A 13,855-nucleotide genomic window follows, 5' to 3' on the forward strand; every position below is an offset into this window, starting at 1 on the left:
TGACGGCCCGTTTTTGTTGCCTTGCTAACGAATTATGACGCCCCTAGAACGATATCAAGCTGATCTGAAACGCCCGGACTTCTTCCATGACGCCGCGCAGGAAACTGCTGTGCGTCACCTGCAGCGTCTGTACGACGACTTGATCGCCGCCGACCAGAACAAGCCGGGATTTCTCGGCAAGCTGTTTGGCAAAAAGGATCAGGCACCGGTCAAGGGCCTGTATTTCTGGGGCGGCGTCGGTCGCGGCAAGACTTACCTGGTCGACACGTTCTTCGAAGCGCTGCCGTTCAAGGAAAAGACCCGCACGCACTTTCACCGCTTCATGAAGCGTGTGCACGAAGAAATGAAAACCCTGGGCGGCGAAAAGAACCCGCTGACCATCATCGCCAAGCGCTTCGCGGCCGAGTCGCGGGTGATCTGCTTCGATGAATTCTTCGTCTCCGACATCACCGACGCGATGATCCTCGGCACCTTGATGGAAGAGCTGTTCAAGAATGGCGTGACCCTGGTTGCGACCTCGAACATCGTCCCGGACGGTCTGTACAAGGACGGTCTGCAACGCGCGCGCTTCCTGCCGGCCATTGCGCTGATCAAGCAGAACACCGAGATCGTCAACGTCGACAGCGGCGTCGATTATCGTCTGCGTCACCTCGAGCAAGCCGAGCTGTTCCACTATCCGCTCGACGAAGCCGCTCACGAAAGTCTGCGCAAGAGCTTCAAGGCGCTGACACCGGAGTGCACGGCGGCGGTGGAAAACGATGTGCTGATCATCGAGAACCGCGAAATCCGCGCACTGCGTACTTGCGACGACGTGGCCTGGTTCGACTTCCGTGAACTGTGCGACGGCCCGCGCAGCCAGAACGACTACATCGAACTGGGCAAGATCTTCCACGCCGTGTTGCTCAGCGGTGTCGAGCAGATGAGCGTCACCACCGACGACATCGCCCGGCGCTTCATCAACATGGTCGACGAGTTCTACGACCGTAACGTCAAACTGATCATTTCTGCCGAAGTCGAGCTGAAGGATCTTTACACTGGCGGCCGCCTGACGTTCGAGTTCCAGCGCACGCTGAGCCGACTGCTGGAGATGCAATCCCACGAGTTTCTGTCGCGGGCGCACAAGCCTTAACGGATTCGACCCATTGGAAGGCCTGCGATTGCAGGCCTTTTTTTATGGGGCCGGTTCAGCGAGGCAGGTTGCCAACTTTGATTGTTGTCGGCAGCCAACCAGAAGCCACAGCAGAATTCTCGCTTTGCGCGGGCACAGGAACCCGGCCATCAGGGCGCCTTTGCGGGTGATATCGATTTCACTGCCGGCGAAGCCATAGGTCGCTTGCGCCGTCGCGCCGCAGCCGGTGCGGGTGGCGATGATCACCGGAATGTGCCGGGCAATGCCTTCGATGACATCGGCCCACTGCGCTGAAACATGGCCGGCACCGAAGCCTGCGATCACCAGGCCGGCGTAACCCAACTCCACAACTTTATCCAACAGCCGACTGTCGGCACCGAGTGACGCTTCCAGCAAAGCAATATTCTGGTGGGTGTCTTGTGGTATCGGTAAAACATGGCGCGCAACCGGCGCCCGGAAGTAGCGCGCAGCGCCTTCGATTATCAACCCAGCAGGACCGGTCAAGGGAGAGGCGAAGGCGTGCATGGCCATCGAGTCGACCTTGCGCACGCTACTGGCGCGGTGAATCTCGCCGTTGATAACCACCTGCGCGCCGCGCCCACGACTGCACGCCGCCAACGCGACACGACCGGCATCCAGAAGGTTCGCCGGTCCGTCAGCCCCGGCTTGCGCGGCAGAACGCATGGCACCTGTCAGCACCAGTGGTTCGTCATGCGCCCACAGGTAATCGAAAAACGTCGCGGATTCCTCCAGAGTGTCCGTGCCCTGGATGACGATGACTGCGGCCGCGCCTTGGCTGATCTGCGCGTTGGCCCAGTCCAGCACGTTCAAGAGGTAGTCGAAATCCAGTGACGCGCTGGGCAGCAGTCCGAAAGTTTCGACGGTTAGATGCCCATGCTTTTTCAGTTCGGGCACGGTGTCCAGCAGCGTTTCCCCGGACACTGCAGGGACGACCCCTTGACCGCTTTGCGTCGATTGCATGCTGACAGTGCCACCCAGCGCGGCAATGGCCAGTGTTGGCAGTTCCATGTGATACCTCGCGAAGGAAGCCCGGCTGTACCGGAAATAATCCAGAGGCCAGCCGGGGCAGGGGGTAAGGTCAGTGGCTGGCCAGCCATCCGACGATTGGCACGATCAAGAGCGTACTGAGGGCCATCGACAACACGTTACCGATAAAGCCATGCATGTAGCCTGGCAGCCGCTGCGCGAGGGCGCAGGCCAATGGCGGCGCGATCAGCGCGCCGAGCAGCGCACTGGAAATGATCACTTGCCAATCTGCGCCGTAAGTGAGAATCGCGGCCGGAACAACGGACACCAGCGGTACATACGTCGGATACCAGCCGCGCGCCATCCACTGCCTGCGCCAGATCACCACGCCCAAGGCTGACGTCAACGCCTGTCCCGCGAGCAGTTGCGGCAACAGACCTGTCCCGTAGACCGGGCTCATCGGGTTGAGTGTGAATGCGAGCAACGCACCGACAATCAGCCCCAGACTGGCCCACTCATTACCGAAGAAAGGCGCTTCGGAGAAATCTGCCAAGACCCGGCGCATGCTCCACACCACGCCGTAATCCGGCGCCTTGGTGGGCACGGTGACACTGGCTTGCACGTCGGCCTGCGCAGGTTCTGCGGATTTCACCAGGCTCGGCACGCAGCGACACAGCACGAAGGCGCCAATGCTGGCAATGGCCATGCCCGAAACGTTACCGATCACCACCGGCAAGCCGAGTGGATTGCATACGTAATTGACAATCACCAGGCACAGCGGTGTCACTGACAGGGCTCCCAGGATTGCGCCGTTGATTGCGACTTTCCAGCCGCCGCCAAACATCAGCACCATCGCCGCCGGCAACGACACGAACGCCGCGAAGGTGGGCTGCCAACTGGTGGCGGTGACAGTCCAGCCCCACAGCAGATTGCTCAGTGCCAGCCCCAGCAATGAACTGGTGACCAGCCACGGCCAGAGCCCGCTGCCGTAGCAGATTGTGAAACCTTGCCAGGATTTCCCCGTTCGATTCGCCCAATAGCCCAGGTATGCACCGGCCAGCAGGCCAATCGAGGCGAACTCGTGCTTATAGAACGCCACCTCGCTGATATCCCCGAGCACCCAGCGCAGCCAGGCAGCCGCGTCGGGAAAGCTCGAGACCATATGGCCGTAATCCGGCCAGCGCGCTGACCACAGCGAATGATAGGTTAGAGAAAGCCAGGCGATGACTGCCGCTGCACCCACCAACAGGACGATGATCGTGTTGTCCATCGATGTTCTGGCCACGATTGTTTTGCGTTGTTTTGCGTGAACGTCCATAGGCTGGCCTCCGGTTAACGCGGCAGGCATGGATGCTGGGTGTAACCGAGCATCCGGTCGTAGACATCACAGCGCCGATCTCGGTGCAGATCGTTCAGCTCGTTCCAGATTGGCGCACTGCGCGAACTCGTCAGGTCGATATCGGCGTAGAGGATTTCCTGCTGATCGGCGGACGCCACGCGGCCGATCGGCCAGCCGTTAGTGCCAGCAATCAGCGAACATCCAAGGTAACGAGCGCCACGCTCTTCGCCGATTCGACTCGCCGCCGCGATGAACACGTTGTTGACGTGCGCTGCGGTCATGGTGAGGTACGAAGCCATGCACTTGCCGGCGTCATCGAACAAGGGCGGTGGTGTCCAGACCCAGTTGTTCAGGCTGCAGATGATGTCCGCGCCCTGCTGGCTGAGGATCCTCGGGACTTCAGGAAACCAGATGTCCCAGCAGATCAGCAGACCGATGCGACCGATCGGCGTTTCGAACACCGGGAAACCGCTATCGCCGGCAGTGAACCAGAGCTTCTCCAGATTCCACAGGTGCGCCTTGCGGTATTTGCCGATGAAACCGTCAGGTCCCAACAGCACGGCGGTGTTGTACAACCGCGCCCCTTCGCGCTCGGCCAGTCCAGCCACCAGATACACCTGATGCTGGCGGGCAAAATCCTCCCAGCGGCTCACGCTTGGTCCATCCGGAACCGATTCGGCGTGATCGAACGCATCCTGTCGAGTGCGAAAGAAATAACCGGTACTCGTCAGCTCGGGCAAAACGATGAGATTGGCACCACCATTGACCGCCTGCAGTGCCAACTCCAGGCTGTTACTTAGATTCGCTGCACGATTTTTCGTACCGACCTGCGGATCACATTGCACGACCGCAACACGAACGGGGCTTGTTGACTCACTCATTTTTCATGATCCCTTATTGTTGTTTTCACGCCATCGGGTGGCGGGGAACATAAGAGTCGAGTCAGCCGTGGAAGGTAAGTCGGCGCTTTCCGGTTAAGTTGTAGTACGCCTCCTGGGACGATTAAACACATATCGACGGTGCGCGCTCACCACGCTGTATTTTCCAGGGGCAAGAGCCTGCTCCGAAAAGTTCATGGGCCGGCCTGGTAGTGTGGATAGTCGGCTATCTCGAAGCCGCCATTGAACTGCGCCGAGGTTTTTTCGCAAATATGAATCACAGCATCGATGGCGCCGCGAAAGCAGGGCTCTGTCCAACCGGCATCTACCGAAAACGACTCGCCCGACAGATACAACCCGGAAACGCTCGAGTAGTCTCGGTTGTATCGCATCAGGCTGACAGCGTCGTGATAGGCGCCGGGGCGGTAAAGCTTGGCGCAACCCAGTGAGTTCCTGTGGTCATCCAGCGCTGCACGACGGCCTGCTCCAGGCCGATGTAAGGCGAGATGCGCTGCCCGATATTGCTGCAGTTCACCAGGATCCGATCAAGTTCTTCGGCGCATTCGGTGATCAGTTCCTTGTCGCTGAAACAGCAAAGTTTGGTCGCGTCGTCTTCCCAGGTATAACTGAGAAGAATGCAGTCGTAACTGTAGTGATCGTTATAGCGGTAGGTATAAACATCGTGGATGAAACTGTCCGTGACGATCGCTTGGGGGATAGCGGTGTTGCCGGACAGAAAAGATTTCTTCAGCGGAGCGAACACCTTGCAGCTGGTTTCCCAATGCGCAGTCTTATAGGCATTGATCGTCTCGAACGGCAACATTTGTGCAGTGAAATTTTCAAGCTTGATTCGTGTTTCGATCAGCCACGAAGGCAGCGTCATGATCACTGAATCAAAATCGCTGAAGTGTTCCTCGGCCTGCTGCGGCCGACTTTGCTTCCAGTTGTAGTAGACACGGGTTTTACCGTTGGCGAGCTTTTTCAACCGCGTGACGGAGCTGTCGGTCAGCAAGCCTTCGCGGTATTGCAGGCAGTGTTGGTAGGAAGACATCGGCACTTCATCTGGCTTGATGAACATAAGGCCTTCGCTCAGCGCCGCGAGCCCAAGGTAGCGCGGGCCTTCAAACTGCAGGCCGGTTGAATCGAAAACCGCATTGCTGCGGGCATGCTCACCAGATCACGGAAGGAAATGGCGTGATACCTGGCGACAATAGCTGCCCATACGGATTCCCATTGCTCACTCGCATAACTGTCGCAAACGTGTCGGGTCATACGGTCGGCGAACGCTCTCCATTTCGCATAGACCGCTTGCAGTTCCTCTCCGGGAGGCAGGGTGCGACCATCGGCGTTTTTCCAGATCAGCATTTGCGGCGTAGCCGGCTTTGACAGGCTGCCCTCGCGCAGATAAATGCCGGTCGATCTGACCCATTGGCTGCCGGGATTGGCAAAGTCTGACAGGGCCAGCTCGAATATCGTCGCGTAGTAGGCCATCAGCGAACGACCGTCCTTTGGCGATTCTCCTTCGCGATTGAACAACGGCATGCGCATCGCGCCCATTTCGAAAGGGGTATGACTGGCCTTGGATTGAGGACTGCCGGGAACGGTCAGATGCCTGCCGCCGATTCGCGAGGATTGTTCAATCAGGGTTATATGGGTGAAGCCGCAGCGCAGTAATTCTCGGGCGGCCGTGAGGCCTGTAATGCCGGCGCCGATAATGCATATTCGATGGCTGGAATCAGTCGCTCGGGCGATTCCGCCTGGCTGCTCCAATAACGCCCGGTAGTCAAAACACAGATCCGGCGGATTGGGGAAACGAGCTTTCCATTTGCCGGATGGCGAACGTTTGTTACGGGTTTCGAGGCCAGGAGCCTGGGAGGGGTAGTTGTAGCTGGAGCCGATGGTCACTGTTCATCTTCCCTGATGCGATGTGCTTGGAAAGAAGTCTGATCGGCGCAGCCTCGTCTGAACAGTCGTAAAACCGAGCCAGATGCTGTTCTGTTTTCGCTCATTTGTGTCGGAAGAAGGACAAAAATGAAGCTGTGCCCTGTGGGAGGACTACACCCACAGGGGCTTCAAACTGACGGGAGTTTATGCAGCCTGCTGGAACTGCTGCCGATACTGGTTCGGCGACAGTTCGGTGTGCTGGCGGAACAATCGTGCGAAGAAACTCGCATCGTCGTAACCGACCTCATAGCTGATGGTCTTGATGCTCTTGCGCGTGCCGGAGAGCAAACCCTTGGCGGTCTCGATGCGCAGGCGCTGCAAGTAATGCAGTGGCTTGTCGCCGGTGGCGGTCTGGAAGCGGCGCATGAAGTTGCGGATGCTCATTCCATGCTCGCGAGCGACGTCTTCGAAGCGAAACTTGTCGGCGAAATGCTCTTCGAGCCAGTGCTGGATCTGCAGAATGATGACGTCCTGGTGCAGCTTTTGCCCGCCGAAGCCGATACGCCCCGGCGAGTAACTGCGCTGCACCTCGTACAGGATGTCGCGGGCCACGGCCTGCGCTACGTTCGAGCCGCAGAAGCGTTCGATCAGATAGATATAGAGATCGCAGGCTGAGGTGGTGCCGCCGGCACAGTAGAGGTTGTCGGCATCGGTCAGGTGCTTGTCCTGATTCAGATAGACCTTGGGGAAGCGCTCTGCGAAGGCATTGAAGAAGCGCCAATAGGTGGTCGCTTCCTTGCCATTGAGCAGCCCGGCTTCGGCAAGCCAGAACACCCCAGTGGCTTCGCCGCACAACACCGCGCCGCGCGCATGCTGTTCGCGCAGCCACGGCAGGATTTGCGGGTAACGGCCGCACAGCGTATCGAAATCGTCCCAGAACGCCGGGAGGATGATCACATCGGCGTTTTCCAGGCCGCCGTCGACCGGCATGACCACATCGCTGAAGCTTTTCACCGGTTTGCCATCGGGGCTGACCAGGCGCGTTTCGAACGCCGGCGTCAGGCCATGGCCCAGTTGTTTGCCGTAACGCAGGCTGGCCACGTGGAAAAAATCCTTGGCCTGCATGAGGGTGTAAGCGAAAACCCGGTCGATAGCCAGGATGCTGACGCGCCGCAAGGGCGGGGAGACGTGCTTGGACATAATTCAACTTTTGTTTTGTTTTTATAAGGGAAAGTGGTCACCAGACGGCTGGATCGTCTTATTTTTTGTCGGATGTGTCCAGTGTCCCGTAGCAGGAGTCGGGCTTAGTCTCTGAGAGCCTTATCCCTCCAACAACAAAGAAAGGTGCCGCATGATCCCCAGAACCCTGTTCAGTTCCGAGCACGAATTGTTCCGCGACAGCGTACGAACTTTCCTCGAAAAAGAAGCTGTGCCGTATCACGCGCAATGGGAGAAGCAGGGGCACATCGATCGCGCACTCTGGAACAAAGCGGGGGAGGCCGGGATGCTCTGTTCGCATTTGCCGGAGGAGTACGGCGGGCTGGGCGCGGACTTCCTCTACAGCGCCGTGGTGATTGAAGAGGTCGGGCGTCTCGGGCTGACTGGCATCGGGTTTTCGCTGCATTCGGACATCGTCGCGCCGTACATCCTGCATTACGGCAGCGAGGCGCTGAAGCACAAATACTTGCCTAAACTGGTCTCGGGCGAAATGGTCACAGCGATTGCCATGACCGAGCCTGGCGCTGGTTCCGACCTGCAAGGCGTGAAAACCACGGCGGTGCTGGACGGTGACGAATATGTGATCAACGGCTCGAAAACCTTCATCACCAACGGCTTCCTGGCTGACCTGGTGATCGTGGTGGCCAAGACCGACCCGAAGGCTGGGGCCAAGGGTACCAGCCTGTTTCTGGTGGAGGCGAATACGCCGGGCTTCGAGAAGGGCAAGCGCCTGGAAAAGGTCGGCATGAAAGCGCAGGACACTTCGGAACTGTTCTTCCAGGATGTGCGCGTGCCGAAGGAAAACCTTCTCGGCCAGGCGGGTGCCGGGTTTGCGTATCTGATGCAGGAGTTGCCGCAAGAGCGACTGACCGTGGCCATCGGCGGGCTGGCCTCGGCCGAGGCGGCGCTGCAATGGACGCTGGATTACACCCGTGATCGCAAGGCGTTCGGCAAGGCGATTGCCGACTTCCAGAATACCCGCTTCAAACTGGCCGAAATGGCTACCGAGATTCAGATCGGCCGGGTCTTCGTCGACCGCTGCCTGGAGCTGCACCTGCAGGGCAAACTCGATGTGCCAACAGCGGCGATGGCCAAGTATTGGGGCACCGACCTGCAATGCAAAGTACTCGACGAGTGCGTGCAACTGCATGGCGGTTACGGCTTCATGTGGGAATACCCGGTCGCCCGGGCGTGGGCGGATGCACGGGTACAGCGGATTTATGCCGGCACCAACGAAATCATGAAGGAGATTATTGCGCGGTCGCTCTGAGAGGCATGATCGTTCCCACGCTCTGCGTGGCAATGCCGCCGGGGACGCTCCGCGTTCCGCTGTGGATGTAACGCGGAGCGCCACGGGAAAAATTCCCACGCGGAGCGTGGGAACGATCAGACGGGACGGTTGGGCGGTGGGTCAAGGCGCGGGATTCGGATGATCCTTGTGAATCGCCTCAATCCCGGCCAGCACTTCATCAGACAGTTTCAGATCAAAACTGGCAATGTTGCTGTCCAGCTGTTCCAGCGTCGTCGCGCCGATGATGTTGCTGGTGACGAAGGGTTGCTGGGTCACAAAGGCCAGGGCCATTTGCGCCGGATCCAGACCATGTTCACGGGCCAGCGCAACGTAACGGCTGCACGCCGCCTCCGATTGTGGGTTGAAATAGCGGCTGAAGCGGCTGTAGAGACTCAGGCGGCCTTTCGGTGGCCGGGCGCCGCCCTCGTACTTGCCGGAAAGAAAGCCGAACGCCAGCGGCGAATAGGCCAGCAGGCCGCACTGTTCGCGAATGGCGATTTCCGCCAGCCCCACTTCGAAGCTGCGATTGAGCAGGTTGTACGGGTTCTGGATCGACACCGCACGCGGCCAGCCACGGGCTTCGGCCAGCGCGAGAAAACGCATGGTGCCCCACGGCGTCTCGTTGGACAGGCCGATGTGGCGGATTTTGCCGGCCTTCACCTGCTCGTCAAGAGCCTCGAGGGTATCTTCGAGCGGGGTCAGGTTGGCTTCGATCTTGTGCTTGTAGCCCAACTGGCCGAAAAAATTGGTGCTGCGCTCCGGCCAGTGCAACTGGTACAGGTCGATGTAATCGGTCTGCAGGCGCTTGAGGCTGCCGTCCAGCGCTTCAGTGATGTGCTGGCGGTTGTGGCGCAGGTTTTTATCGCGGATGTAGTCGATGGTGTTGCCGGGGCCGGCGATCTTGCTGGCAAGGATCCAGTCGGCACGGTCGCCGCGACTCTTGAAGTAATTGCCGATGTAGCGCTCGGTAGTGGCGTAAGTTTCGGCTTTTGGCGGTACCGGGTACATCTCGGCGGTGTCGATGAAATTGATCCCGGCTTCCTTGGCCCGTTCGATCTGGGCGAAGGCTTCAGCTTCAGTGTTTTGCTCGCCCCAGGTCATGGTGCCGAGGCAGATTGCGCTCACGTTCAGGTCGGTACGGCCTAGCTGGCGATAGTCCATCGGGTGCTCCTTGGGCAAAACAATCATAAAAGCAGGTTGAAAAAATTTTCGCAATCTGCATAATTGCCGACCTCTTTCTGCAGTGGAAGTGATGCGCCGCCGCCGAAGAATCTTGCCGTTGAACGGACGCGCCGACCCGAGCCCCCGAAAGCGTCTGTATCCGGCTGCCTTTGACTTGTCAAAGTACGCACTATTCAGTAAGATCCGCCGTCTTATTTACAGGCGGCCCCTGAGGCTATAAAGAATGAAAACTTTTACTGCTAAACCGGAAACAGTAAAGCGCGACTGGTTTGTCGTCGACGCTGCTGGTCAGACCCTGGGTCGTCTGGCCACCGAAATCGCGAGCCGTCTGCGTGGCAAGCACAAGCCTGAGTACACTCCTCACGTTGACACCGGCGACTACATCGTCGTCATCAACGCCGAGCAGATCCGTGTTACCGGCGCTAAAACCACTGACAAAATGTACTACTCCCACTCCGGTTTCCCGGGCGGCATCAAGTCGATCAACTTTGAAAAGCTGATCGCCAAAGCCCCTGAGCGCGTGATCGAGACCGCGGTTAAAGGCATGCTGCCTAAAAACCCACTGGGTCGCGACATGTACCGTAAGCTGAAAGTCTATGCGGGCGCTGCACACCCTCATACTGCTCAGCAGCCCCAAGAACTGAAGATTTAACGGAATAGTTCATTATGTCGGCGACTCAAAATTACGGCACTGGCCGTCGCAAGACCGCAACCGCACGCGTTTTCCTGCGTCCGGGTACTGGTAACATCTCCATCAACAACCGTTCGCTGGATAACTTCTTCGGCCGCGAAACTGCCCGCATGGTAGTTCGTCAGCCGCTGGAGCTGACCGAGACTGTCGAGAAGTTCGACATCTACGTCACCGTGATCGGCGGTGGTGTAAGTGGTCAGGCTGGCGCAATCCGCCACGGCATCACTCGCGCTCTGATGGACTACGACGAAACCCTGCGTAGCGCTCTGCGCAAAGCTGGCTTCGTTACCCGCGACGCCCGTGAAGTTGAACGTAAGAAAGTGGGTCTGCGTAAAGCGCGTAAGCGTCCGCAGTACTCGAAGCGTTAATTCCGCTTCCACGTTCAAAAAAGAACGCCCGCCTCCTCACGGAAGCGGGCGTTTTTTTATGCCTGCGATTTATCAAAGAATTGCGTTGTGACAACTTGCCACAGCCGTAGACCCCCTATACTCCAAGGCTTAAGGGGCTTAGCCCCAGGGAATTAACCTTGTCAGAATTGGGGGTTTTCATTACCATTCGGGCAAAATTTTTATAAGTAACATTTGATTTATTTAGTAGACGCCTGATTTAACAGGCCAAAAAAGCTGATGGGAGAGGACTGAATGAGCAATGACGGCGTGAATGCAGGCCGGCGTCGCTTCTTGGTGGCAGCCACATCCGTGGTGGGTGCTGCAGGAGCGGTGGGGGCTGCGGTCCCGTTCGTGGGGTCATGGTTTCCCAGTGCCAAGGCAAAAGCTGCCGGTGCACCGGTGAAAGTGAATGTCAGCAAAATCGAGCCAGGCCAGCAGATGATTGCTGAGTGGCGCGGCCAGCCGGTATTCATTGTCCGCCGTACTGAGGAAATCCTGGGGAATCTCAAGAAGATCGAGGGCCAGCTCTCTGATCCGACTTCCAAAAACTCCACACAACCCACTTATGTCGACCCTGAAGTACGCTCGATCAAGCCGGAAATTCTGCTGCTGATCGGGATCTGTACGCACCTGGGTTGCTCACCGACCTTCCGTCCCGAAGTGGCACCTGCTGATCTGGGCAAAGACTGGGTAGGCGGTTATTTCTGCCCTTGTCACGGTTCCCACTACGATCTGGCTGGCCGCGTCTACAAGTCGCAACCTGCGCCCTTGAACCTGCCAGTTCCCCCGCATTCCTATGAGACTGATGACCTGATTGTCATTGGCGTCGATACGGAGAAAGCGTGATGAGCAAGTTCATGGACTGGGTTGATGCGCGCTTTCCCGCGACCAAAATGTGGGAAGACCATCTCAGCAAGTATTACGCCCCAAAAAACTTCAACTTCTTCTATTTCTTCGGTTCCCTGGCGCTGCTGGTGCTGGTCAATCAGATCGTCACCGGTGTCTGGCTGACCATGAGCTACACGCCGTCGGCAGAAGAGGCTTTCGCTTCCGTCGAATACATCATGCGCGACGTCGAGTACGGCTCGATCCTGCGTCTGCTGCACTCGACTGGCGCCTCGGCGTTCTTCATTGTTGTGTACCTGCACATGTTCCGTGGCTTGCTCTACGGTTCGTATCAAAAGCCGCGCGAGCTGGTCTGGGTGTTCGGCATGCTGATTTACCTGGCGCTGATGGCCGAAGCATTCATGGGTTACCTGCTGCCGTGGGGCCAGATGTCCTACTGGGGTGCCCAAGTGATCATCTCGCTGTTCGGTGCGATTCCGCTGATCGGCGATGACCTGACCCAGTGGATTCGTGGTGACTACCTGATTTCCGGAATCACCCTGAACCGCTTTTTCGCCTTGCACGTTGTTGCGCTGCCGATCGTGATCCTCGGTCTGGTGGTGCTGCACATTCTGGCGCTGCACGAAGTGGGTTCGAACAACCCTGACGGCGTTGATATCAAGAAGCACAAAGACGAAAACGGCATTCCCCTGGACGGCATCGCATTCCACCCGTACTACACGGTGAAGGATATTGTCGGCGTCGTGGTGTTCCTGTTCATTTTCTGCTTCATTGTGTTCTTCTTTCCGGAAATGGGCGGCTACTTCCTCGAAAAGCCTAACTTCGAGCCGGCTAACCCGTTCAAGACTCCCGAACATATTGCTCCGGTCTGGTACTTCACACCGTTTTACGCAATCCTGCGCGCGGTGCCGGACAAACTCATGGGCGTAATTGCCATGGGCGCGGCCATTGCGGTGCTCTTCGTGCTGCCGTGGCTGGATCGCAGTCCGGTCAAGTCGATGCGCTACAAGGGCTGGCTGAGCAAGATCTGGCTGGTGGTGTTCTGCATTTCCTTCGTGATCCTGGGTGTGCTCGGTGTGCTTGCGCCGACGCCGGGGCGCACGTTGCTGTCGCAGGTCTGCACCTTCCTGTACTTCGCCTACTTCATTCTGATGCCGTTCTACACCCGGCTCGAGAAGACCAAACCGGTTCCGGAAAGGGTGACTGGCTGATGAAAAAGTTATTTTTTGCTCTGATTTTTGCTGCGCTGCCTGCCCTGTCTTTTGCCGCCGGGGGGCATGGTCCGGAACTGGAAAGTGTCGATATCGACGTCTCCGACAAAGCTGCCCTGCAGGATGGTGCGCGGACCTTTGCCAACTATTGCATGGGTTGCCACAGCGCCAAGTTCCAGCGTTACGAGCGCGTTGCCGATGACCTCGGCATACCGCACGAATTGATGCTGGAGAAGCTTGTATTCACGGGCGCCAAGATCGGTGACCACATGAACATCGGCATGCAGCCGGCCGACGCCAAAACGTGGTTTGGCGCGGCGCCGCCGGATCTGACCCTCGTAGCACGCGTGCGCGGCACCGACTGGCTCTACGGTTACCTGAAGTCGTTCTACGAAGATCCGGCGCGTCCTTGGGGCGTCAACAACAAGGTCTTCCCGAACGTCGGCATGCCGAACGTACTGGTTGGCCTGCAGGGTCGCCAGGTTGTCGGCTGCAAGCAGGTGCAGATCGTCGAGGACGGCAAGAAGCAATACGATCCACTGACCGGCACGCCGCTGACGCATGAAGCGTGCGATCAGTTGACCATCGTGCCCAAGTCCGGTGCTCTGAACGAAGAGCAGTTCGATGAGAAGGTCAAGAATCTGGTAACCTTCCTGGCTTACTCGGCTAACCCGGTCAAGCTGCAACATCAGCGCATCGGTACTTATGTCTTGCTGTACCTGGCGTTCTTCTTCGTGTTCGCCTACCTGCTCAAGCGTGAATACTGGAAAGACGTGCACTGATACGCTTCAAGCATTGCTGTTAATCGCG

Annotated in this window: 12 protein-coding genes and 1 pseudogene; 7 read left to right on the forward strand and 6 right to left on the reverse strand. The window is 58.1% G+C overall.

Features of this window, described 5'->3' with window-relative positions; genetic code table 11:
- The first annotated feature begins 34 nt into the window (after positions 1–34).
- A complete protein-coding gene (zapE, locus tag CXF97_RS25120; RefSeq protein ID WP_039761353.1) occupies positions 35–1,129 on the forward strand; it encodes a cell division protein ZapE in 1,095 nt (364 codons plus the stop codon).
- Between the two features lie 42 nt (positions 1,130–1,171).
- On the opposite strand, the gene CXF97_RS25125 is transcribed toward zapE, so the two are convergent.
- The 5 genes and pseudogenes from CXF97_RS25125 to CXF97_RS25145 form a co-directional block, all read right to left on the reverse strand.
- Positions 1,172–2,158, reverse strand: a complete 987-nt coding sequence (locus CXF97_RS25125) for an asparaginase (RefSeq protein ID WP_101161943.1) — start codon at positions 2,156–2,158, stop codon at positions 1,172–1,174.
- Between the two features lie 70 nt (positions 2,159–2,228).
- Positions 2,229–3,434 carry a hypothetical protein gene (locus CXF97_RS25130; RefSeq protein WP_101161944.1) on the reverse strand — a complete coding sequence of 402 codons (1,206 nt, stop codon included), beginning with the start codon at positions 3,432–3,434 and terminating at the stop codon, positions 2,229–2,231.
- A gap of 14 nt (positions 3,435–3,448) precedes the next feature.
- A complete protein-coding gene (locus CXF97_RS25135; RefSeq protein ID WP_101161945.1) occupies positions 3,449–4,336 on the reverse strand; it encodes a nitrilase family protein in 888 nt (295 codons plus the stop codon).
- Positions 4,337–4,527: 191 nt separating this feature from the next.
- Positions 4,528–6,238 (reverse strand): annotated as a pseudogene (locus CXF97_RS25140) (flavin monoamine oxidase family protein).
- Between the two features lie 183 nt (positions 6,239–6,421).
- Positions 6,422–7,318 (reverse strand): GlxA family transcriptional regulator, encoded by an 897-nt coding sequence (locus tag CXF97_RS25145; protein WP_178081235.1) that lies wholly within the window; start codon positions 7,316–7,318, stop codon positions 6,422–6,424.
- A 250-nt stretch (positions 7,319–7,568) separates the two neighbouring features.
- Between CXF97_RS25145 and CXF97_RS25150 the strand changes: the two genes are divergently transcribed.
- On the forward strand, positions 7,569–8,705 hold the full coding sequence (locus CXF97_RS25150) for an acyl-CoA dehydrogenase family protein (protein ID WP_101161947.1): 1,137 nt from the start codon (positions 7,569–7,571) through the stop codon (positions 8,703–8,705).
- Between the two features lie 141 nt (positions 8,706–8,846).
- On the opposite strand, the gene CXF97_RS25155 is transcribed toward CXF97_RS25150, so the two are convergent.
- Entirely contained in the window at positions 8,847–9,887 is a 1,041-nt protein-coding gene (locus CXF97_RS25155) for an NADP(H)-dependent aldo-keto reductase (RefSeq protein ID WP_101161948.1), read from the reverse strand.
- Positions 9,888–10,131: 244 nt separating this feature from the next.
- Between CXF97_RS25155 and rplM the strand changes: the two genes are divergently transcribed.
- The 5 genes from rplM to CXF97_RS25180 all read left to right on the forward strand — a co-directional run bounded on the left by rplM (position 10,132) and on the right by CXF97_RS25180 (position 13,827).
- Positions 10,132–10,560, forward strand: a complete 429-nt coding sequence (gene rplM, locus CXF97_RS25160; protein WP_003228062.1) for a 50S ribosomal protein L13 — start codon at positions 10,132–10,134, stop codon at positions 10,558–10,560.
- A 14-nt stretch (positions 10,561–10,574) separates the two neighbouring features.
- Positions 10,575–10,967, forward strand: a complete 393-nt coding sequence (rpsI, locus tag CXF97_RS25165) for a 30S ribosomal protein S9 (RefSeq protein ID WP_003228056.1) — start codon at positions 10,575–10,577, stop codon at positions 10,965–10,967.
- Positions 10,968–11,240: 273 nt separating this feature from the next.
- Positions 11,241–11,834 (forward strand): ubiquinol-cytochrome c reductase iron-sulfur subunit, encoded by a 594-nt coding sequence (gene petA / locus CXF97_RS25170; protein ID WP_007917031.1) that lies wholly within the window; start codon positions 11,241–11,243, stop codon positions 11,832–11,834.
- Positions 11,834–13,045: a cytochrome bc complex cytochrome b subunit gene (locus CXF97_RS25175; protein ID WP_101161950.1), complete on the forward strand. Its 1,212-nt coding sequence runs from the start codon at positions 11,834–11,836 to the stop codon at positions 13,043–13,045. The genes petA and CXF97_RS25175 overlap by 1 nt, the downstream gene beginning before the upstream one ends.
- Complete coding sequence (locus CXF97_RS25180) at positions 13,045–13,827, forward strand: cytochrome c1 (RefSeq protein ID WP_101161951.1); 783 nt, start codon at positions 13,045–13,047, stop codon at positions 13,825–13,827. Before CXF97_RS25175 ends, CXF97_RS25180 begins: the two co-directional genes overlap by 1 nt.
- Positions 13,828–13,855: the final 28 nt, after the last annotated feature.

Origin of the sequence: Pseudomonas sp. Choline-02u-1 (genome assembly GCF_002836515.1) — a bacterium.
In the GTDB taxonomy this organism is placed as follows: domain Bacteria; phylum Pseudomonadota; class Gammaproteobacteria; order Pseudomonadales; family Pseudomonadaceae; genus Aquipseudomonas.